Genomic DNA, 21,979 nt, shown 5'->3' with positions numbered 1-21,979 from the left:
CGCCTCCTACCAGGTAGCGCCCGGATAGGCGCGCTGGAGGAACTGCATCTCGGACAGGATGAAGCCGAGATGCTCGGTGTGCACGCCGCGCCGGCCGCCCTTGTGCATGTAGCCGTCGGCGGACTTCTTCAGTGTGCCTTCGGCCAGCGCCTCGGCTACAATCTCGTCCCAGCCGGCCTTGAGGCTCTGCGGTTCCGGAATGATCCCGGCTTCCACGAGTGCCGCATCCACCGCGTCGGCGGCGAACATCTCGCCGGTATAGGGCCAGAGATCGTCCAGCGCCTCCTGCATGCGGCGGTGGCTTTCGGCCGTGCCGTCGCCGAGACGAATGACGAGATCACGGCTGCGGTCGAGATGGTAGGAGACCTCTTTGAAGGCCTTTTCCGCGATCTCCGCGATACGCGTCTCCGTCGAGCCTTTCAGCGCCTTCAAGAGCAGATAGTGCCAGGCATCGAACAGAAACTGCCGCATCAGCGTCTTGCCGAAATCGCCGTTCGGGCGCTCGACCAGCAGGATGTTGCGGAAGTCGTAGCCGTCGCGCAGGTAGGCGAGATCGTCCGCCGAACGGCCCTTGCCCTCCACCTCGCCGGCAAGGCCTAGCCAGAGCTGCGTCTGGCCGATCAGGTCGAGCGCGGTGTTGGCAAGCGCGATATCCTCCTCCAATGCCGGCGAATGGCCGCACCATTCCGAGACGCGGTGACCGAGGATCAGCGCATTGTCGCCGATGCGCAGCAGGAATTCGAGAAGCGCGGCCTGATCGACCGCCGTTTCAAGTGCCGCGGTCGCCATCACATGTGCCCCACTTCATCCGGAATGTCGAAGAAGGTCGGGTGACGGTAGACCTTGGAATTCGACGGGTCGAACAGCGGGCCCTTTTCCGAGGGGGCACTGGCGGTGATCTCGGAAGACCGCACCACCCAGATGCTGACGCCCTCGTTGCGGCGCGTATAGACGTCGCGGGCATTGTTGATCGCCATTTCGGCATCTGGCGCGTGCAGGCTGCCGACGTGGCGATGGTTGAGGCCATGCTGACCCCGGATGAAAACTTCCCAAAGCGGCCATTCGCTGGACATCGTGCTCTCTCCCTTACTCGGCGGCGATTTTTGCGGCAGCGCGGCGGTCGGCGGCCTTTTCGGCATGCGCCGTCAGGCCGTCGCGGAACCAGGCGCCGTCATTCCAGGCCTTCTTGCGGGCCTCGAGACGTTCCGCATTGCAGGGACCGTTGCCGGCGATCACGTTGAAGAACTCTTCCCAGTCCGGCTCGCCGAAATCGTGGCCGCCCTTCTCCTCGTTCCACTTAAGGTCCGGGTCCGGCACGGTGAGGCCGAGGTATTTCGCCTGCGGCACGGTCTGGTCGACGAACTTCTGGCGCAGCTCGTCGTTGGAATTCTGCTTGATCTTCCAGGCCATCGACTGAGCCGAGTGCACGGAGGCATCGTCCGAGGGGCCGAACATCATCAAGGACGGCCACCACCAGCGGTTCAACGCATCCTGCACCATGGCCTTTTGCGCCGGCGTGCCCTTCACCATGCACATCAGGGCATCATAACCCTGGCGCTGGTGAAAACTCTCTTCCTTGCAGATGCGCACCATGGCCCGCGCATAGGGGCCGTAGGAACAGCGCTGCAACGGCACCTGATTCATGATCGCCGCGCCATCGACCAGCCAACCGATCGCGCCGATATCGGCCCAGGTCAGCGTCGGATAGTTGAAGATCGAGGAATATTTGGCCTTGCCGGAATGCAGCTGTTCGTACATCTGGTCGCGGCTGATGCCGAGCGTTTCGGCGGCACAGTACAGGTAGAGGCCGTGGCCGGCCTCGTCCTGCACCTTGGCAAGCAGGATCGCCTTCCTTTCAAGGGTCGGCGCGCGGGAAATCCAGTTGCCTTCCGGCAGCTGGCCAACGATTTCCGAGTGGGCGTGCTGGCTGATCTGGCGCACGAGCGTCTTGCGATAGCCTTCCGGCATCCACTCCTTCGGCTCGATCTTCTGGCCGGCGTCGACGCGTTCCTGGAAGGCGCGCTCCACGGGATCCATCTCGTCGAGGGACCGGACGCGGGCCGCATCAGTCTTTACCATCTGGGCATACATGGTCTTCTCCTCAGGCTATGCGCGTCAGACGCGCTCGAGAATGATGGCGATGCCCTGGCCGACGCCGATGCACATGGTACAGAGTGCATAACGCCCGCCCTGGCGGTGAAGCTGATAGGTCGCGGTGGTAACGAGACGGGCACCGCTCATGCCGAGCGGGTGGCCGATGGCGATGGCACCGCCGTTCGGGTTCACATGCGGGGCATCGTCCGGCAGGCCGAGATCGCGCAGCACGGCGAGCGCCTGCGACGCGAAGGCCTCGTTGAGTTCGATGACATCCATCTGGTTAAGCGACAGGCCCGCGCGCTCCAGCACACGGCGCACGGCCGGCGCGGGACCGAAGCCCATGATACGCGGCGCAAGACCAGCCGCCGCCATGGCGACGACACGCGCTTTCGGCGTCAGGCCCTGCGCCCTCGCGGTTGCTTCGCTGGCGATGATCAATGCGGCTGCGCCATCATTGACGCCTGAGGCATTGCCGGCGGTGACGGAAAGGTCGGGGCCATTGACACCCTTGAGCTTGCCGAGCTGCTCGGCCGTCGTGCCGGGACGCGGATGTTCGTCGCGGTCGATGACCAGCGGATCGCCCTTCTTCTGCGGCACATGGACCGGCACGATCTCATCGGCGAAGACGCCCGCGTCGTGCGCGGCGGCCCAGCGGGCCTGACTGCGGGCGGCAAAGGCATCCTGATCTTCGCGGCTGACGGCAAAGTCCGCGGCGACGTTGTCGGCAGTCTCCGGCATGGAATCGACGCCAAAGGCCTTCTTCATCTTCGGATTGACGAAACGCCAGCCGATCGTCGTGTCATAGACGGCATTCGAACGGGAGAAGGCACTGTCGGCCTTCGGCATGACGAAAGGCGCCCGGCTCATGCTTTCGACACCACCGGCGATGACGAAGTCACAGTCGCCGGCACGGATGGCGCGGGCAGCCATGCCGACGGCGTCCATGCCGGAGCCACAGAGGCGGTTGACGGTGGTGGCGGGAATGGAAACGGGAAGGCCGGACAGCAGCACGGCCATGCGGCCGACATTGCGGTTGTCCTCGCCGGCCTGGTTGGCGCAGCCATAGATGAGATCATCGACCTTCGACCAGTCGACGCCGGGATTGCGTGCCATCAGGCCCGAAAGCGGCAGGGCCGCCAGATCGTCGGCGCGGACCGACGACAACAGGCCACCATAACGGCCGATGGGCGTACGGACAGCATCGCAGATAAAGGCTTCGGACACGCGGTTTCCTCCCTGTACCCAAGGCCGGCTCGCCTCTCCCGAAACATTCGCCGACCGATCGGTTGGTTATTTACCACCCAACACGTCACAAATCAATGGCCTTTTCTCCATATTCTGTGATGTTTCATTTCAGCAGCCGATATCATAGCACAAACTGCGTTTTTCCGTGTGAAAAGTGCCTCAGATGGCGTCGCGCAACAGCGAAAGACGACGCAGCGTCGCCTCGCTCGCCTCCGGCAGCGCACCATCCGCCGTCACGAAATGGCGGGCGACATGCAGATCCGCCTCGGGCGAAAGACGAAGGTAGAGATCGTTGAAAAGCCGCCGCGCCTCTTCGCCCGGCCAGTCGGCCGGCAATGCCGCCTGCGGCAGGCGCGGATCGCGCAGCACGACGAGGCGAAACTGGTGCACCAGCACCAGCCGGGCGGCGAGGCTTTCGGCCGCCGCCAGCCGCACGCCGCCACCGAGCAGATCGGCAAGCCGCCCGAACCTTTGGATGAAGCCGCGATAGGCATCCGCATGCTGTGCAAGGTTCCAGTGATCGGCCGCAAAGGCGCCAAGGTCGCCTTCGCCGCTCACAACCTCCGCCCGGAAGAGCACGGCCGGCTGTTTCAAGGACGGCATGGGTCGTGCGCCGACGGCAAGCCTTGGCCCCAGTCGCGCATGTCCGGCGCGCTCCAGAGCCTGCATCGCCTCGTCCGGTGCCGCTCCCGTCAACTGCACGAAATGCCAGTCGGCCACTTCCGGCGGGCCGAAGAGCATGCGGGCAGCGGCGGCAAATTCGGTACGCGCCGGCGCTGCCAGCCGATAAAAGCTGCGGCGCCCCTCACGCTCGCCCGACACCTGCCCGGCGGCGACAAGACGCGAGACGGCGGTGCGCACCAGTGTTTCGCTGATGCCGACATCGGCGCAGGTATCGATGAGGTTGCCGGTCCAGACCACACCGCCGCGCGGCTCCACCACGTCGCCATAGATGGTGACGATGAAGCCGGCCGCCTTCAGCGGGCTCTCCTCGATGATCGCCTTGATCAGCGCGCCGAACGCGCTTTCTGGCCTGTCCTGTTCCGACGGCACGCCTGCCCCCTCCCACTGCCTTTGCGCCGAGGACTAGCGCGAACGGACGAAGACGGAAAGCCCCGACGACAAGTGCTACCAGAACCTTCCGGAACCGATAACCACCTCGTCAGCAAATATTAAGTAGCGTCTGCCATCGTCCGGAAACGCCGAAGGTATGCCTGACGGCGGCGCAAGCACACGGAGACGAACTGACCGCAATGAACGACCGGAATGCGCAATTTTCCTTTCGGGGGCTGGGCTACTATATCCCCGCCATCGTGGTCGCATTCGCGGTTCTCATCGCCGTCATGCTCGCCGATGCCCAGAAGCGCCGGCTGGAGGAAGAGTATCTGCGCTCCTCCACCACCGAGCAACTCGGCCTGCTGCGCTCGCGTCTGGAAGGCAACATTCTCGGCAACGTCAAGCTGGTGCAGGGGCTCGTCGCAACGCTGTCGACCGAGCCGGACATGTCGAGCGATCGCTTCGCCGACCTTGCCGGCCGCATCTTTGGCGAGGACAACCAGCTTCGCAGCCTCGCTATCGCCCCCGATTTCGTCGTTACCCTCGTCTATCCGAAGAAGGGCAACGAACGCAGCCTCGGCCTCGATTACCGCAAGAACGAGCTTCAGCGCGCTGCCGCACTCCAGGTGCAGGAACTGGACCGGATGATCGTCACCGGCCCGATCGATTTGGTTCAGGGCGGCCGCGGCGTCATCGCGCGCTATCCGATCCATGCCGGCAAGGACAATGCCTTCTTCGGCATCGCATCTGCCGTCATCAACCTCGACAGACTTCTGGCCAGCAGCGGCTTCAGCGACGATCTCACGATAGCCGCCTCGCTTTCCAGCAAACCGCATGACGGCGGCGAGGCAAGAACATTCTTCGCGACGCCCAATACCGTCGATGCCGACCCCGTTGTCATGACCATCGACATCGGCCACGAGGTCTGGACCATGTCGGCAGCGCCGCTGAAAGGGTGGCATCAGCCCTCGGCCGACCTCGGAATCTTCCGCGGCGGTCTGGCCCTCCTTGCCACTATCATCGTCGCGCCAATGTTCTGGGTCGGTTACCTGATGAAGGACCGCCATCGGCACATCCTCGCATTGCAGGACCGCGAAGACCGGCTCGAAACCGTCTCGCAGCGCCTGCAGCTCGCACTGGATGCCTCCAGGGTGGGGGTCTGGGAATATGACAGCGAGACCACGGCTCTCTCGTGGGATACGCGCATGCGCACGCTTTACAACGTGCCGCCGGACCAGCCGATCTGCGGTTACGACGATTGGCGCGCGGCGCTCCATCCCGACGACATCGAAGATGCCGAGCGCGTCTTCGCGACAGCCATCGCAAGCGAAAAACCCTACATCACCGAATTCCGCGTCATCGGGCGCGATGGCGGCATCCGCCATATCCGCGCCCACGGCATGACCTATCACGCTTCGTCGGGCACCAAGCGCATCGTCGGCGCCAATTGGGACGTAACGGAAGATACGCTCCTGCAGGCCGAACTGCTCGAGGCGAAGCTCACGGCCGAGGCGCAGAACCGCGCGCTTGAAGAGGCGCGCCTCGTGATGGAGCACAATTCGCTGCATGACGCCCTGACCCGCCTGCCGAACCGCCGCTTTCTCGACCAGCAGCTGGCGCTCTCCGGCAATGGCGACGGCCGCCCGCTGACCCTGCTCCACATCGACCTCGACCGCTTCAAGGATATCAACGACACGCTTGGCCACGCCGCCGGCGACGAGGTCCTGAAACATGCCGCCGGCGTGCTGCGCGCCCATATTCCGCTGGAAGACTTCATCGCCCGCATCGGCGGCGACGAATTCGTGCTGCTGTCGCGCCGCGATCCCTCGGACGCCGATTTCACCGGCCTTTCCGCCCGCCTCATCGAGGCCATCAGCGAGCCGATGGTCATCGAAGGCCATGACTGTCGCATCGGCGCGAGCATCGGCATCGCCACGCGCAACGATGCGGACGAATCCCCCGAGCAGCTTCTCGTCAATGCCGATATCGCGCTCTACGAAGCGAAGCGTCGCGGGCGCAACCGGGTCGAGGCCTTCAACGACGAGCTGCGCCTGCGCACGGTGGAGATCAAGCGCCTCAGCGACGATATCCTGCGCGGGCTCGAACGTGGTGAATTCCATCCCTTTTTCCAGCCGCAGTTCGATGCCGAGACGCTGGAGATCGTCGGCGTTGAAGCGCTGGCGCGCTGGCAGCACCCGACGCGCGGCTTCGTCGCGCCCGATGTTTTCCTGCCCGTCGCGGAAAGCCTCAATGTCGTCGCCCGGATCGACGAGACGATTCTCGACCAGGCGCTGTTCCAAGCGATGCGCTGGGAAGGCCAGGGTCTCGGCATTCCGCGCGTCTCCGTCAACGTCTCCTGCCAGCGCCTGCGCGATGAAGGCCTGATCGACAAGCTCAGGGCGATGAACATCCGTCCGGGTTCACTGACCTTCGAACTTCTGGAGTCGATCTCCTTCGATACCGCGGATGACGGGTTGCGTCAGGCGATCGAGGAGATCAAGGCACTCGGAATCGACATCGAGATCGACGATTTCGGCACAGGCCATGCCTCGATCGTCAGCCTTCTGGAATTGTCGCCCAAGCGCCTGAAGATCGACCGCCGGCTGGTGCAGCCGCTGCTGGAATCGACCTCCCAGCAGAGCCTCGTGCGCTCGATCATCGACATCGGCAAGGTGCGAGGCATCGAGACGGTCGCCGAGGGCGTCGAGACGCTTGATCATGCCGCGCTGCTGCGCAGCCTCGGCTGCCATACCTTGCAGGGCTATGCCCTTGCGCGGCCCATGGCGGCCGACGACTTCCTCGCTTTCGCCAAGGCGCGCGGCTGGATGCCGGGCGCAAAGGTCACGCCGGCAAAAGCGAGCTGAGGATATCGGCGACCGCGCTGCCGTCGTGCTGGCCGCGCTGCCAGGGATCCTCGAATTCCCCGATCACCGCCTCCGCGCCGATGCGGGCGCAAGCCTCCTCCAGCGCCCCATTGGCGAGATACGCAAACGCGCCGACGGTCTTTTCGAAGGGCAGCACCTGGCGGTTCGCCAGGACATGGGTGAAAGGGCGGACGTCCACCCCGCCGCGCTCCCGCCAGACGGCGGCCGCAGCCTGAAGCAGCTGCGCAACGTCCAGGCCGCGCGTCTCGCGGCATTGCAGGATGTTGCCGATGAAGACGCGCCGCGCGTGCACATTGCGCGCGATGGCCGGCACGACGCCGTCGACAAGGAGATGCGGCAACACGCTGGTGTAGAAACTGCCCGGTCCGAAGACCACGACATCGGCACTTTCCAGGCTCTCGATCACCGCCTCGTTGGCTGCGACCGATGCCCCCGCCGCTGCGGAGAGTGCAATCTCGCGAATGCCGATCCTGCCCTGCTCCTCGCCAAGCGCGGTGATCCGGTGCTGTCCGGAGATAGCCGTGCCGTCGTTCAGCACGGCCGAGAGACCGACGCTGCTTTCCGCCGTCGAGGGCCAGACATGCCCGGCGATATCGCAAAGCTTGCGGAAGACGAAGATGGCGGTGTTGATATCGCTGTTATGGGCGAGATGCGCACCGGTAAGGATGAAATTTCCGATGCTGCCGTTGCGAAAATCGAAATCCGCGCCGGTCGCGGCACGGAAGGTGCGCAGATAATTCAGGATCGCACCGCGCAGACCCGGCTCCATGCGTTCGAGCAGCGGATGGCGACCTTCGGCATAAAGGGCGAATTCGGTGTACGCGTCCGCCTCGCTGCTGCTGGTGAGGCGCGCGTTGCAGACCTTCACCACATCCCCCGCCCGGCCCTCGCCATGCGCCATGGTCATCAGCGCCTGGCGGATATCGCCGACGCCGAGCACATCGAGGCTTTCGCGGATCACCTTGGAACTGCCGCCGCTGTCCCAGGCGGGAACGATGCGGGTGAGCCGCACCGGCTTGGCGCAGAACGCCAGATTGGTCGAACGGCAGGCCGTGCCGCCGGAAAAGAGCACGATATGCGGCAAGCGGTCGGCGGCCATGCAGTCTCCCAGGCACAAACTCCGGAAAGCGCGGGTGCGGTTTCCGGCGTGGATCTGCCGATAGAATTAGGGCGTTTTCGCGGTGCGGCGCAACGCGAAAACGCCGATGTCAGGGACCGATATTGTAGGCCGCACCGATCAGCGCCTTGGTATAGTCCGCCTTCGGCGCGCTGAAGATCGCGTCCGTTGACCCTTCCTCCACGATCCTGCCGTCCTTCATGACCACAACGTAGTCGGACATGGCGCGCACGACCGAAAGGTCGTGGCTGATGAAGACATAGGAGAGGCCGTGGCGGGACTGGAGATCGCGCAGAAGCTCGATCACCTGGCCCTGAACGGAGCGGTCGAGCGCCGAGGTCGGCTCATCGAGGATCACGGCCTGGGGCTTCAGGATCATCGCCCGCGCAATCGCAATGCGCTGCCGCTGGCCGCCTGAAAATTCGTGCGGATAACGGTTGCGCGCCGCAGGATCCAGCCCGACCTCCGTCAGCGCCTCGATCGCCCGCTTGTCACGCTCGGTGCGCGAAAGCTGCGGTTCGTGCACATAAAGTCCCTCGGTAATGATCTCACCGACGGTCTGACGGGGCGAAAGAGAGCCGTAGGGGTCCTGGAAGACGACCTGCATGCTACGCCGCAGCGGCCGCATGCCCGATCTGTCGAGGCTGGAAATATCCGTCTTGCCGAAGCGATAGACACCCTCGCTGGCGATGAGGCGAAGAAGCGCACGCCCGAGCGTCGACTTGCCCGAACCGGATTCGCCGACGATGCCGATCGTCTGCCCCTCGCGCAGGCTGATGCTGACATTGTCGACAGCGCGGAAGGTGCTGGCGCGCGCCTTCAGGAAGCCGCCGTCGATCTTGTAGTCCACGACGACATTGCGGCCTTCGAGGATGATTGGTGCATCGTCCGCCGGTGCGGCCTTACGGCCGTGCGGCTCCGCCTCGATCAGCATGCGGGTATAGTCGGCCTGCGGATTGCCGAAGATATCGGCCGTCGCCCCCTGCTCCACCACCGCGCCGTGCCGCATGACGACGACCCGCTCGGCGAAATGCCGGACGATGCCAAGATCGTGCGTGATGAGCACGATCGCCATATCGAAGCGTTTTTGAAGGTCGCGCAGAAGTTTGAGGATCTGCGCCTGTATGGTCACGTCGAGCGCCGTCGTCGGTTCGTCGGCGATCAGGATATCCGGCTCATTGGCAAGCGCCATGGCGATCATGACGCGCTGGCGCTGACCGCCGGACATTTCATGGGGATAGCTGTCTATGCGACGCTCCGGATCGGGAATGCCGACGAGTTTCAGGAGTTCCAGCACGCGCGGCCGCGCCTCTCTCTGCGAGCCGCCGCGATGATGCGCGATCACCTCGGCGATCTGCTTGCCAACAGGGTAGAGCGGATCGAGCGAGGTCATCGGCTCCTGGAAGATCATGGTGATTTTCGCACCGCGGATCTCGTTGAGCGCTTTCGGCGGAAGGCCCACCATCTCCTGCCCGCGATACTTCGCCGAGCCCGAGACCCGACCATTGCTCGCGAGCAAACCCATGATCCCCATCATGGTCTGGCTCTTGCCGGAACCGGATTCGCCGACCACCGCCAGTGTCTCACCGAGACGGACATCGAGATCGATGCCTTTGACCGCATGGACGTCGCCATCCGGCGTCGTGAAGGAAACCGTCAGGCCGCGCGCGGCGAGGATCGGTTCCATGGTGTTTTGCGTTCCTGCCATGTCAGCGATCTTTCGGGTCGAACGCGTCGCGCAGGCCATCGCCGACGAAATTCAGCGAGAAGAGCGTGACGACGAAGAAGATGGCGGGGAAGACGAGCAGCCAGGGCGCCGACTGGATATTGTTGGCCCCTTCGGCGATCAGCGAACCCCAGCTCGTCAGCGGCGCCTGCACGCCGAGGCCGAGGAAGGAGAGGAAGCTTTCGAGCAGGATCACCTTCGGCACGATGACGGTGACGAAGATGACGACCGGGCCGATCGTGTTGGGGATAACGTGCCGGCGGATGATCTGCCAGTCCGTCAGGCCGAGCGCTTCCGCCGCGCCGATGAATTCCCGCCGTTTCAAGGACAGCGTCTGGCCGCGCACGATGCGGGCCATGTCGAGCCATTCGACCGCGCCAATGACGAGGAAAATCAGGATGAAGCTGCGCCCGAAGAACACGACGAGCACCACAACGAGGAAGACGAAGGGCAGCGAGTAGAGGATTTCGACGAAACGCATCATCACATTGTCGATGCGTCCGCCCATGTAGCCGGAGATCGCCCCGTAGGTGACGCCGATGCCGAGCGAGACGAGGCTGGCGAGCAGGCCGACAGCGATGGAAATCTGCCCGCCGAGCATGACACGCGCCATGAGGTCGCGGCCGTTGGTATCGGTGCCGAACAGGAAATACTCCCGGTCGACCACGCCCTTCAGCGTCAGCCTTCGGCCCTCGTCCTCGGTCGCCGCAACTTCGGTCTTGTCGAACTCGTTGGCCCGGTCGAAATAGCGCGTGGCACGCGGATCGATCGGGTCCTTGGCGGTAATCACGGCCGTGAAGGCCTCGCCCTCGACGGTAAAGGACTGCAGCTCGACGCGAGCGCGGGTGGCGACACCCTTCATCGCATCCTCCAGCGTGTCCTCGCCCGGCCGTGGCTCGAGGCTCGGCGGGATGGTAACGTAGGAGGAGAAGACCTGATCGTAACCATGGCTGATGAAGAACGGCCCGAAGAACGAGAAGCAGGCGATCAGCACCAGCATGACGGAACCCGCCATGGCGGGCCGGTTGCGCCGGAAGCGCATGACGGCGAGCTGGAAGAGGCTGCGTCCCTTCACCTCGGGCGCGGAGGATATGGCAGCGTCAGTCATGGCGAACCCTCGGATCGAGCAGGCCATAGAGAATGTCGACCAGCAGATTGAACACGATGACGAAGATGGCGATCAGGACGACCGTGCCCATGACGAGCGTATAGTCGCGATTGATCGCGCCGAGCACGAAATAGCGCCCGACGCCGGGAATAGTGAAGATCGTCTCGACAACCGCCGAGCCGGTAAGCAGCGCCGCCGCGCAGGGCGCGAGATAGGAGACGATCGGGAGCATGGCGCCGCGCATGGCATGCACCACGACCACCGATCTCGCCGGCAGGCCATAGGCCCTGGCGGTGCGGATATGGTCGGTGCGCAACGCCTCGATCATCGAGCCACGGGTCAGTCGAGCGAAGACGGCAAGCTGCGGCAAAGCAAGCGCGATCATCGGCAGGACGAGGAAGCGCAACGACCCGTCCCCCCAGCCGCCGGCAGGCAGCCAGGCGAGCGTGATGGCAAAAATCAGCGTCAGCACCGGGCCGACCACGAAATTCGGCACCGTGACGCCGACGGTCGCCACCGACATGACCGCGAAATCGAGCGCGCTGTTTTGCCTGAGGGCTGCGATCGTGCCGACGATGACCCCGCCGACAAGCGCGAGCAGCAGCGCATAGAAGCCAAGCTCCATCGAATAGGGCAGGCCCTTGCCGATCAACTCGGCCACGGTGTTGTCCTTGTAGATGTAGCTCGGACCGAAATCGCCGGTCAGCGCGTTGCCCATATAGGTGAGGTACTGGCGCCAGAGCGGCTGATCGAGATGATAGGCCCGCATCAGGTTTTCCATCGTGGCGGGCGGAAGCGGTCGTTCGAGGTTGAACGGGCCACCGGGCGCAAAACGCATCAGGAAGAATGAGATTGTGACGACGATGAACAGCGTCGGCACGGCGCTCACAAAGCGCCGTAGAACGAAAGCGAACATGACCTGGTCTCCCCAGAAACGCGGTGCGCGGCCCTAAGCGGCCGCGCACCGACGCCGGATCACTCGGAAACGCTGAGGAAGCGGCTCAGGTGCTGGTTGTTCACATTGTCCTGCCAGCCCTTGATCCGGTTCGAGACGAGCCAGAGTTCGGCCTGCATCAGGAACGGCGCGACCGGCTGTTCCTTCATGAGAATCGTTTCCGCATCGTGAAGGATCTTTGCGCGGGCCGCCGGGTCGCGCTCCTCATACGACGTCTTCATGAGGGCGTCGTATTCGGGATTGTTGTACTTGGCGGCCACGGCGGTGGCCACGCGCTCGTGGTTCGGGTTGGTGTTGTAGCGGATCTCGATCTTCAGCGGCTTGCCGCCTTCGCCGTAGCCGGCTTCCTTCATCAGCTTGAGCGCCTCGTCCTCACGGTCGAGCTGCGACATCCCCGCGAAATCGGCGTAGCCCGGCTCATAGCCGGGCAGGCCCGGGGGCACCATCGAATAGGCCGGCACCTGCGAGCCGCTATAGATTTCCTTGGCCAGGAAATCGCGGTCGACCGCCATGGAGAGCGCCCGGCGCACGCGCACGTCGCTATAGGGTTCCTGCCGGGTATCGAACGTATAGTAGTAGTTGGCAAGCGCCGGCGAGACATGCACTTCGTCGCCATAGCTCTTCTTCAGGCGCTCGAGCTGGTCGGCGGAGAAGTTGTAGACGAGATCCATTTCCTTCGCTTCGAAGCGGCGCACGGACGCAGCCTGGTCGTCGATCGGGTAAAAGACCACCTTGTCGAGCTTGACGTTTGCGGCATCCCAGTAGCTGGCGTTCTTCTCAACGACGAGGTTGTCGTTGGGAACGTGGCTGACGAGTTTGAAAGCGCCGTTCGACACCATCGTGCCGGGCTTGACGAAGTCAGCGCCGTTCTTCTCGACGCTCGCCTTGGAGACCGGCAGCGCCGTCTGATGCGCCAGCAGCTCGATGAAGAAAGGGGTGGGACGCTCGAGCGTGATTTCCAGCGTCTTGGCATCGACGGCCTTCACGCCGAGCTGGTCAAGGCCGACTTCGCCCTTGTTGACCTTTTCGGCATTCTTGATCGGGTAAAGGATGTTGGCATAGCCGGCGGCCGTCTTCGGGTCTTCGACGCGGGTGAAGGAGAAGGCGAAGTCTTCCGCCGTCACCGGCGAGCCGTCCGACCACTTGGCGTTTTCGCGCAGCTTGAACGTGTAGACCGTGCCGTCGTCGGAGACGGTCCAGCTTTCGGCCGCACCAGGCACGATCTTACCGGCGGCGTCATAGATCGTCAGACCCTCATAGAGGTCCTTGAGGATGAATTCCTCGATATTGATCGAGGTATGCGCCTGGTCGAGCGTCTGCGGCTCGCCGGCATTACCGCGGTGAAGCACCGCTTCGGCGAGCGCCGGGCTTGCGCCGATGAGGATCGCGCCGGCCAGAAATGCTGCACGAAAGCCAATCATTTTGTTTGCCATTTTGTTGTCCTTCCCCGTTGTTGTTTTTTGGGTGCACAATCAATTGTCGCTGTTTTGTCCGTTGGCAAGACCCGAAAAACAGGAAATGCACAGGCAGGATGCCAACTTTGCGCAGGGTCGCGAACAGCCCCAAACGCACACCTGCAACGTCTAATCTCGGCAAAAGGTGAGAAAAATATTTGCTTTTGCCCAAACAATTCGCAGTTTTCTGCCCATCGTTTTGCAGGGATTTCTGCGATTGATCGCGCAATCGAACATCTGAGCCAGAAACGGAGCCCCAAGATGAACTGGTTGAAGACCCTCGCCGCAGCCGCCGCCCTCCAGGCCGCCATTCTCGCGCCGGCCCATGCCGGTGAAAACCTCGCCGCTATCCAGTCGGCCGGCGCGCTGAAGATCGGCACCGAAGGCACCTACGCCCCCTTCACCTATCATGATACCGACGGCAAGCTGGTCGGCTTCGACGTTGAGATCGGCGAGGCCATCGCCAAGAAGCTGGGCGTCAAGGCCGAATTCCTCGAAGGCAAGTGGGACGGCCTGATCGCCGGCCTCGACGCCAACCGCTACGACGCCGTGATCAACCAGGTCGGCATCACGGAAGCCCGCAAGCAGAAATACGACTTCTCCGAACCCTATATCGCGTCCAAGGCCGTGTTGATCATTCGTGGCGACGACGACAGCATCAAGGGTTTCGCCGATCTCAAGGGCAAGAAGTCAGCCCAGTCGCTGACCAGCAACTTCGGTAAACTTGCCCAGGAAGCCGGCGCCGAACTCGTCGGCACCGATGGTTTCGATCAGTCGATCCAGCTCGTGCTGACCGGCCGCGCCGACGCCACGATCAACGACAGCCTGTCCTTCCTCGACTTCAAGAAGCACAAGCCGGACGCCAATGTGAAGATTGCCGCCGAACAGGAAAACGCCGACTATTCCGGCGTGATCATCCGCAAGGGCGAGCCGGAACTCCTGGAAGCGATCAACAAGGCGCTCGTCGACATCAAGGCCGATGGTACCTACCAGGCGATCTCGGACAAGTATTTCGGTCAGGACGTCTCGAAGTAATCAAGAAAGGGCTGCTTCTAGCCGGCCCGTTCCTGTCCTATAGATGAAACGACCACCTGGCCGGGGATCACTCCGGCCAGCCGCATTTCCGGAGGGTTTCCCGTGCCGCCGTGGCTTCAACTGATGCTGGACTCGCTTGCACCCCTTCTGTGGGCAGCACTTGTCTTCACCATTCCGCTCACGCTGCTGTCCTTCGTGCTGGGCCTGACGCTCGGCCTTTTGACCGCCATCGCGCGGCTGTTCGGCGCGAAGCCGCTCGTCGCCATCGCCCGCTTCTATGTCTGGGTGATCCGCGGCACGCCGCTCCTGGTGCAGCTTTTCGTCATCTTCTATGGCCTGCCGAGCGTCGGCATCCTGCTCGATGCCTTCCCGGCCGCCCTCATCGGCTTTACGCTGAATGTCGGCGCCTATACGTCGGAGATCATCCGCGCCGTCATCTCGTCGGTGCCGCGCGGTCAGTGGGAAGCGGCCTATTCGATCGGCATGAGCTGGTCGCAGGCGATGCGCCGCACCATCCTGCCGCAGGCGACCCGCGTCGCCGTGCCGCCGCTCTCCAACACCTTCATCTCGCTGGTGAAGGACACCTCACTTGCCGCCGCAGTCACCGTGCCGGAACTTTTCCAGACAGCGCAGCGCATCGTCGCGACCACCTACGAACCGCTGATCCTCTATATCGAGGCGGCGCTGATCTACCTGGCATTGAGCTCCGTGCTCTCGGCCCTGCAGGTGCGGCTGGAAAAACGTTTCGCCCGCTATGGCGGCTTCCTGGAGGCCCGCACATGATCGAGCTCAGCCATATCGAAAAACGCTTCGGCGACAACCAGGTCCTGCGCGATATCAGCCTCAGGCTCGCGGAAGGCACGGTAACGGCCCTCGTCGGCCCCTCCGGCGGCGGGAAAAGCACGCTTCTGCGTTGCATCAACCTCTTGGAAACGCCGACATCAGGCTCCATCCGCCTTGGTGACGAAAAAATCGACTTCGCGCCCGGGCGCAAGGTGGGTTGGGACGCGATCCAGAAGCTGCGCCGGCAGACCGGCATGGTCTTCCAGAATTTTCAGCTCTTCCCCCATCAGACGGCGATTGCCAATGTGATGGAAGGCCTCGTCACCGTACTGAAATGGCCGGCCGACAAGGCGCGCGCCCGCGCGCTGGAGCTGCTGGAAAAGGTCGGCATGGCGCACAAGGCGGATGCCTGGCCGGCAACGCTTTCCGGCGGGCAGCAGCAGCGCGTCGCCATCGCCCGGGCGCTTGCGCCCTCTCCCCGCGTCCTGCTCTGCGACGAGCCGACCTCCGCGCTCGATCCTGAGCTTGCCGAAGAAGTCGTGGAAGTGCTGAGCCGGCTCGCTCGCGAGGGCACGACCATGGTCATGGCGACGCATGACCTCAGGCTTGCCTCACGCGTTGCCGACACGGTCGTTTTCCTCGATGGCGGCGTGATCGTCGAGCAGGGCGCACCCCGCGCGATCTTCTCGGCGCCGGAGCGGGAACGCACGAAAAAGTTCATCGCCTCACTCAGCGCGCCGCAGAACTACGACATCTAAAATGCACGCGACTTCACGTTACGGTAGCCGGTAATTCAGCAATGCGGCAGTTGCATCCGCGCCGCGATTCAAGCAGAGTAACGGGATATTCGTATCTTGCCATGCCCCGGCATGCTTCAAGGGGAGAAAGTCTCATGAACAAGAAAGTACCCAATCCGATCGACATCTTCGTCGGTTCCCGCGTCCGCCTGCGCAGGCTGATGGTGGGTATGAGTCAGGAGGCGCTGGCCGACCGGCTGGGCGTAACGTTCCAGCAGGTACAGAAATACGAGAAGGGCACCAACCGCATCAGCGCAAGCCGTCTCCAGGCGATCTCCGACGTCTTCCGCGTACCGCCGAGCTTCTTCTTCCAGGACGACGACAGCAACGCGCCGAGCGCCGGACACGAGACGGGCGACGTCTCGACCTTCGTTTCCTCCAAGGAGGGCCTCGACCTCAATCGCGCCTTCCTGAAGATCGAGGATGCCGGTGTGCGCAAGTCGATCATCCAGCTCGCGACCGCGCTTTCCAAGGCAAGCGCTGCCGACACGGCGGGCGATCGTACTGACAACGCACCGGAACTGCGGATCTGACCCTAAATGCCGGCACGGCTGCAGACGCTCGGCCATCTGCGCCTGCTCGACGAGGGCGGCAACGAGATCGTCTTTCCTGAAAAGGCGCTTCTGATCCTCTGCTACATGCGCGCGCGCGGCCTGACGCACATGCCGCGCGCCGAGGCGGTCAGCCTCTTCTGGAACGAGGCGAACGACGCAGCCTCCTTCGCCAGCCTCCGGCAGACCGTGTCGCGCGTGCAGAAGCGCCAGCGCGACCTCGGCCGCATTTATCTCACCTTCACCGATACGTCGATCACGCTGGGACCGGAGCCCGTCGAAAGCGATGTCGACCGGGTGAACGACGGTGCGAGCCTTGCCGAACTGTCCGGTCTTTTGACCGACGACTTCCTGAAATACGTCAAGCAGCCCGGGCGGACGCTCGCGAGCTGGATCACCCTGCAGCGGGCCGCACATATGGCGCTCCTGCGCCGCGCGCTCCTGGACGGCGGGGTGCAGCGTGACGGCGGCGGAAACCAGCGGCAGGCACGCTCGACGGCCGCACTTCGCCTGCTGGAAAACAGCCCCGACGACGACGATGTCCGGGCAACACTGACGGGCCGGCAACCGGTTCCCGCATCGTTGATGACCCTGCGTTCCCAGGCGCCTATCCTTTCACCGGACGAGGTGGAGATCACGGCTCTCCGGTCGGCACCGCCCCGCGTCGTGCTTCTGCCGCCGGTCACCTCCTTCGCCTCGCGCAATGCCACCCGTTTCTGTGAAGCCCTGATCGAGGACGTGACCATCGGCCTGTGCGCCCTGCGCTCGATTTCGATCATCGCGCCACATACGGCAGCGCAGATCTCGTTGCAGGCCGATCGCGCTGTTACCTATGAGCGGCACAAAATCAGCTACATCCTTGAGACGAGGCTGCGTGACGAGGGTGACAGTCATACGCTTTTCGCCCAGCTTATCTTCTTCGGCAGCGACGAGGTGATCTGGGCCGAGCGCTTCCCGCTCTCGGCGGAAGGACTTGCCCGCTCCCGGCAGATGATGGCCTTGCAGATCGCCGGCGCACTGGCGACCCAGATCGAGCGGAACGAGCTCGTCCGCACCGACTATGAACGGGACGCGGGCGCCTACCGCAGCTTCCTGATCGGAGAGAGTTTTCTGAAGAAACTCGACCTGCGCGACATCCGCCGCGCCCGCAAGAGCTTCCGTGAGTCCTTGCAGGTGCGGCCCGATTTCGCACCGGCCATGGGCGGACTCTCGCGCAGCTACTTCCTCGAATGGCTTGTCACGGCGCGCGGCGACGCCGACCTCTTGAGGAAGGCGGAGCAGCAGGCGGAGGAAACCGTCCGCACCGACGATCACCTTCCCTCCGGCTATCGTGAGCTCGGCGTCGCCAAGCTCTATGCCCGCCAGTTCGATGAAAGCGCCGAGCATCTGGAACGGGCCGAAACCCTCAGCCCGAACCATGCGAACGTCGTTGCAAGCTATGCCGATACGCTTGTCCAGGGTTCGCGACCGGACCTTGGCCTGAAGAAGATCCGTCGGGCGATCGATCTCAATCCCCTGCCGCCGGACGACTATTTCTGGATAGCCGCCGGTGCGAGCTATTCCGTCGGCCTCTACGAACAGGCTCTCGATTACATCGCCCGCATGAAGGATCGCTCCCCGGCAGACCGCCTCGCGGCGGCAAGCTGGGGCATGCTGGGCGATACAAGGAAGGCGCGGCAGTTCATTCGCCGCACCTACAATGTTCATCCCAACTTCGACCTCGACAGCTGGATGGCGATTGTTCCCTTCAAGGAAGAATGGCAGCGCCAGCACTACTACGAGGGATTGAAGAAGGCCGGTTTTTAACAACAACGCTTCATAGAAAGGAATTGCGACATGGCAAACATCGTTGTGCTGGGCTTGGAAGGCGAAGACGGCCTTTGGGTGGTCGATCTCGCTGCGGGCACCGTGGCAGCGCTCCCGGCGCCTTCGACAGGCGCCCTGAAGGCAGCCGATGACCTGCGCAAGGCGGGTGCGACCATCACCAAGGGCGTCAACCTCGCGGCGCTGGCCACATCGGCGGATGCCGCGTCTGGCGGATACATGGATGCCGGTGGCGGTTACATGGACGCCGATGGCGGATACATGGACAAGTGAGGCCACGACAGGCCACAGCGTGACCACCTATTCGGACCGCATCTGCGGCCCCGATGAAACCTGGAGCCGGATCGAGGCGCTGCTGCCTCGGTTCGGTGTCACGCGACTTTCCCGCCTGACGGGTCTGGATCGGCTCGGCATTCCCGTATGGAATGCCGTCAGCCCGAATGCACGTTCCATCGTCATCAATCAGGGCAAAGGCATCACCGATATCGATGCGAAGGTTTCCGCAGCCATGGAGGCTCTGGAGCGGGCAATTGCCGGCGATCCGTTCGTACCTGCGCGAAAAACCTCACGCCGGGCCTTTGCCGAAGCGGGGGAGGCATGCCTGCCGCTTGATATTTTCATTGCCGCAGGCCAGCCCTTCATCGACGAGGATGAGGAACTGCACTGGCTGGCAGGCCGCGATGTCGTGACAGGGGAGCATCTCTGGCTGCCCCGCGAGGCCATTTGCCTCGACCGGACGAACCCGGCACCCCGTTTCTGGCAATCCTCCGATGGTCTGGCCTCCGGCAATTCGGAGGTCGAGGCCATCCTGCACGGCCTGCTCGAACGCATCGAGCGGGATGCCGACCGCCTCTGGCGGCTCCTGCCGCGCGTCCGGCGGCTTGCTTGCGCCGTCGATCCCGCCGATATCGACGACCCCGTCGTCACCGATCTCGCCGGCCGCTTCCGTGACGCCGGTCTCGATCTGAAACTCTTCGACATCACCAGCGATCTTGCCATTCCCACCTATGCCGCCGTACTCGGGAACGAAGGCCTCGCCGAAAAGCAGCAGCCGCTCTTCCACGACGCGACGATCGGCTACGGCACGCACCCGGTGGGATCGCGCGCGGTGATCCGGGCGCTCACCGAAGTCGCACAATCCCGCCTCACCTATATCAGCGGCGCGCGCGACGACCTGTTCGCCGAGAGCTTCACCCGGCCGCTGGCGCCGGAAACCCTGGCGTTGTTCGGGGCCACTCCAGGCCTGGCCAGAACCTATCCGTCACCGGAGGGCGATGCCGCAGCCCTCCTTGCCCATTGCCTCGAAAAGCTTGCGGTGAGCGGGATCAAACCCGTCATCGCCGTGCCTCTCCACGATGCCTCGTTGCCGGTCTCCGTGGTCAAGGTCGTCGTGCCGGCGCTGGAAAACCCTGAGGGCGCGCGCCGGCACACTGTCGGCACCCGCGCGCTCTCCAGCATGCTCTTCGGCGCGCCATGAAAATTCTCTTCGTCGGCCCCAGCCTGCCCGATGCTGCTGCCCTGTGCGGCGATGCTATCCGCGTGCGTCCACCGGCCGCGCACGGCGATGTGCTGGCGGCGGTACGGGCCGGCGCCACGGCGATCGGCATTGTCGACGGCAATTTCGAGCATGTCGCTCCCGTCTGGCACAAGGAAATCCTGCACGCGCTCGACAAGGGGGTGGCCGTCTTCGGCGCCGCCAGCATGGGAGCGCTGCGCGCGGCGGAATGCGATACGTTCGGCATGGTCGGCATCGGCAGCATCTATGAGGACTACGCCACGGGGCGTCGGATCGACGATGCCGACGTGGCGCTTCTGCACGGCCCGGCCGAATTGGGCTACCCCGCACTATCGCTTCCCCTCGTCAATGTCGATGCCACGCTGGATCGGCTGGAGGTTCTGGAGGCCATTGATAAGTATGACATATCTAGATTGCGTGATATTGCAGACAGCCTTTTCTACAAGGAACGGACCTGGCCGGCGGTCCTGAAAAAGGCAGGCATGGGGGAAGGCGAAAAATCCCTCCTGCAACTTCTCCATGCAACAACCGTGAACCGGAAGCGTGAGGACGCACTCACCCTCGTTGCCGCGATGCGATCTTTTCTGCCCGGAGCCCCTGCCAAACAGGGAAACTGGACCTTCCGGGCAACCTCGCTCTGGCGTACCGCAACCGATCAACCCACAGCGCAGCGGAACGTGTAATTTCCCATTCCGCGTGTGTCACGCCCAAGTCACGCGCGCAAATCCCGAGTCACGCCTATAGTTGAGGCAGAGATTGAGACAAGCTTTGCTCTGGGGGCATGGGACATGAACATTGACATCGCAGATACGGAAGACCGCACCACCGAACTGATCGCCTTGGCGCGCCTGGTGGCCTTCGCCATCGAATCCGCCAAATCGCTGGACGCTGAAGTCGTGGAATTTTGCCTCGACAAGGCCTTGCGCGCCGTGCTCGATCAGATCGCCGAGCCGGCCCGCGTGACGCTGACGGCAAGCGATATCACTCTGATGAACCGGTCCCCGCTCTGCTGAGCGGCAGCAGACCCTAGCCGTCATGTGCCTACACGGCGCCGATCGCGCGCGGCCCATATCCGTGGGCCGTCGCGGGTTGCCCTGGGACGAGGCGACGTTGTGGCGAGCCATTGCAGTGGGCGCATCCGGCAAGAAAGACCGGCCTTCGGAACGTTCACAACCGCGTCATCCATTGCCTTCCATGCGGGAAAGTGCGCTTTGCACCTTTTCCAAAACGCAAGCACCGCTTAGGTCGGGAGCAAGACGGCCATTCCGGCGTCCGCAAGGAAGAATGGCATGTTCTATCAGACGCCCCCCACCCGATCAGCCCCAAATGGCTGGCAGTGCGGCCCCGGCCTGACATATCACCCATTGGCCGCATCGCCCCTATCGCCATGAGCGCCCTTGCCGCCTATGGCAGCCTTTTTCTCGCCGCTTTCCTTGCCGCGACAATCCTGCCCGCACAATCGGAAGCCCTACTGGCCGGGTTGCTCGCCATGGGCGACTATGCGCCTGCCATGCTCATCCTCGTCGCCGGCACCGGCAACGTGCTCGGGTCCGTCGTCAACTGGCTGCTCGGCCGAGGCGTCGAACGTTATCGCGACGCCAGCTGGTTCCCGGTCAGTGCCCAAAACCTCGAACGAGCCGGACGCTGGTATCGCCGCTACGGCTGGTGGAGCCTGCTGCTCAGCTGGATGCCCATCATCGGCGATCCGCTGACGCTCGCCGCCGGCATCATGCGCGAACCGTTCCCGCGCTTCCTCGTGGTCGTCGCCATCGCAAAATTCAGCCGCTACATCGTGCTCGCCGTCATCGTTCTGCGCTGGCTCTGATTTTT

The 21,979-nt window shown here is 63.6% G+C and carries 21 protein-coding genes; 11 read left to right on the top strand and 10 right to left on the bottom strand.

All coding sequences use genetic code 11. From position 1 onward, the window contains the following. Positions 1-6 precede the first annotated feature (6 nt). From paaC to paaX, 5 genes are all read right to left on the bottom strand, one after another. The gene (paaC, locus tag MUO32_RS24745; RefSeq protein ID WP_374708719.1) at positions 7-789 is read right to left on the bottom strand and encodes a 1,2-phenylacetyl-CoA epoxidase subunit PaaC; all 783 of its coding nucleotides are present in this window, start codon (positions 787-789) and stop codon (positions 7-9) included. After that, the gene (paaB, locus tag MUO32_RS24740) at positions 789-1,073 is read right to left on the bottom strand and encodes a 1,2-phenylacetyl-CoA epoxidase subunit PaaB (protein ID WP_069061017.1); all 285 of its coding nucleotides are present in this window, start codon (positions 1,071-1,073) and stop codon (positions 789-791) included. Before paaB ends, paaC begins: the two co-directional genes overlap by 1 nt. A gap of 13 nt (positions 1,074-1,086) precedes the next feature. After that, complete coding sequence (paaA, locus tag MUO32_RS24735) at positions 1,087-2,091, bottom strand: 1,2-phenylacetyl-CoA epoxidase subunit PaaA (protein WP_257951037.1); 1,005 nt, start codon at positions 2,089-2,091, stop codon at positions 1,087-1,089. 24 nt (positions 2,092-2,115) lie between these two features. Then, positions 2,116-3,321, bottom strand: a complete 1,206-nt coding sequence (gene pcaF, locus MUO32_RS24730) for a 3-oxoadipyl-CoA thiolase (protein WP_257951036.1) — start codon at positions 3,319-3,321, stop codon at positions 2,116-2,118. A gap of 180 nt (positions 3,322-3,501) precedes the next feature. Next, positions 3,502-4,395, bottom strand: a complete 894-nt coding sequence (paaX, locus tag MUO32_RS24725) for a phenylacetic acid degradation operon negative regulatory protein PaaX (RefSeq protein ID WP_257951035.1) — start codon at positions 4,393-4,395, stop codon at positions 3,502-3,504. A 200-nt stretch (positions 4,396-4,595) separates the two neighbouring features. Here paaX and MUO32_RS24720 point away from each other — a divergent pair, with 200 nt between their 5' ends. Beyond that, complete coding sequence (locus MUO32_RS24720; RefSeq protein ID WP_257951034.1) at positions 4,596-7,262, top strand: EAL domain-containing protein; 2,667 nt, start codon at positions 4,596-4,598, stop codon at positions 7,260-7,262. Here the strand turns inward: MUO32_RS24720 and MUO32_RS24715 are convergent. The 5 genes from MUO32_RS24715 to MUO32_RS24695 all read right to left on the bottom strand — a co-directional run bounded on the left by MUO32_RS24715 (position 7,240) and on the right by MUO32_RS24695 (position 13,622). After that, complete coding sequence (locus tag MUO32_RS24715; RefSeq protein WP_257951033.1) at positions 7,240-8,382, bottom strand: gluconeogenesis factor YvcK family protein; 1,143 nt, start codon at positions 8,380-8,382, stop codon at positions 7,240-7,242. The two genes, MUO32_RS24720 and MUO32_RS24715, sit on opposite strands and share 23 nt — an antisense overlap. 109 nt (positions 8,383-8,491) lie before the next feature. Further along, positions 8,492-10,108, bottom strand: a complete 1,617-nt coding sequence (locus MUO32_RS24710; protein ID WP_257951032.1) for an ABC transporter ATP-binding protein — start codon at positions 10,106-10,108, stop codon at positions 8,492-8,494. A 1-nt stretch (position 10,109) separates the two neighbouring features. Then, complete coding sequence (locus tag MUO32_RS24705) at positions 10,110-11,234, bottom strand: ABC transporter permease (RefSeq protein WP_257951031.1); 1,125 nt, start codon at positions 11,232-11,234, stop codon at positions 10,110-10,112. Then, positions 11,227-12,150: an oligopeptide ABC transporter permease OppB gene (gene oppB / locus MUO32_RS24700; protein ID WP_257951030.1), complete on the bottom strand. Its 924-nt coding sequence runs from the start codon at positions 12,148-12,150 to the stop codon at positions 11,227-11,229. Before oppB ends, MUO32_RS24705 begins: the two co-directional genes overlap by 8 nt. Before the next feature lie 59 nt (positions 12,151-12,209). Next, complete coding sequence (locus MUO32_RS24695; RefSeq protein ID WP_257951029.1) at positions 12,210-13,622, bottom strand: peptide ABC transporter substrate-binding protein; 1,413 nt, start codon at positions 13,620-13,622, stop codon at positions 12,210-12,212. A 282-nt stretch (positions 13,623-13,904) separates the two neighbouring features. Between MUO32_RS24695 and MUO32_RS24690 the strand changes: the two genes are divergently transcribed. From MUO32_RS24690 to MUO32_RS24645, 10 genes are all read left to right on the top strand, one after another. Next, a complete protein-coding gene (locus MUO32_RS24690) occupies positions 13,905-14,678 on the top strand; it encodes an amino acid ABC transporter substrate-binding protein (protein ID WP_257951028.1) in 774 nt (257 codons plus the stop codon). A gap of 102 nt (positions 14,679-14,780) precedes the next feature. After that, positions 14,781-15,461, top strand: coding sequence for an amino acid ABC transporter permease (locus MUO32_RS24685; RefSeq protein ID WP_257951027.1), 681 nt, complete (start codon positions 14,781-14,783; stop codon positions 15,459-15,461). Next, positions 15,458-16,219: an amino acid ABC transporter ATP-binding protein gene (locus MUO32_RS24680; protein WP_257951026.1), complete on the top strand. Its 762-nt coding sequence runs from the start codon at positions 15,458-15,460 to the stop codon at positions 16,217-16,219. The genes MUO32_RS24685 and MUO32_RS24680 overlap by 4 nt, the downstream gene beginning before the upstream one ends. Before the next feature lie 134 nt (positions 16,220-16,353). Further along, entirely contained in the window at positions 16,354-16,791 is a 438-nt protein-coding gene (locus MUO32_RS24675; protein ID WP_257951025.1) for a helix-turn-helix domain-containing protein, read from the top strand. Positions 16,792-16,797: 6 nt separating this feature from the next. Next, the gene (locus tag MUO32_RS24670; RefSeq protein ID WP_257951024.1) at positions 16,798-18,615 is read left to right on the top strand and encodes a hypothetical protein; all 1,818 of its coding nucleotides are present in this window, start codon (positions 16,798-16,800) and stop codon (positions 18,613-18,615) included. A 30-nt stretch (positions 18,616-18,645) separates the two neighbouring features. Then, complete coding sequence (locus MUO32_RS24665; protein WP_257951023.1) at positions 18,646-18,906, top strand: hypothetical protein; 261 nt, start codon at positions 18,646-18,648, stop codon at positions 18,904-18,906. Next, positions 18,884-20,110, top strand: a complete 1,227-nt coding sequence (locus tag MUO32_RS24660; protein WP_257951022.1) for a YcaO-like family protein — start codon at positions 18,884-18,886, stop codon at positions 20,108-20,110. The genes MUO32_RS24665 and MUO32_RS24660 overlap by 23 nt, the downstream gene beginning before the upstream one ends. Then, positions 20,107-20,832, top strand: a complete 726-nt coding sequence (locus tag MUO32_RS24655) for a TfuA-like protein (RefSeq protein ID WP_257951021.1) — start codon at positions 20,107-20,109, stop codon at positions 20,830-20,832. Before MUO32_RS24660 ends, MUO32_RS24655 begins: the two co-directional genes overlap by 4 nt. Before the next feature lie 105 nt (positions 20,833-20,937). Then, a complete protein-coding gene (locus tag MUO32_RS24650) occupies positions 20,938-21,162 on the top strand; it encodes a hypothetical protein (protein ID WP_257951020.1) in 225 nt (74 codons plus the stop codon). 374 nt (positions 21,163-21,536) lie between these two features. Continuing rightward, a complete protein-coding gene (locus MUO32_RS24645) occupies positions 21,537-21,974 on the top strand; it encodes a YqaA family protein (protein ID WP_257951019.1) in 438 nt (145 codons plus the stop codon). The last annotated feature ends 5 nt before the right edge of the window (positions 21,975-21,979 follow it).

Origin of the sequence: Shinella sp. CPCC 101442 (assembly GCF_024704725.1) — a bacterium.
Taxonomy (GTDB): domain Bacteria; phylum Pseudomonadota; class Alphaproteobacteria; order Rhizobiales; family Rhizobiaceae; genus Shinella.
The sequence above is the reverse complement of the archived record's forward strand: the minus strand, read 5'-3'. Positions and strand labels throughout refer to the sequence as shown.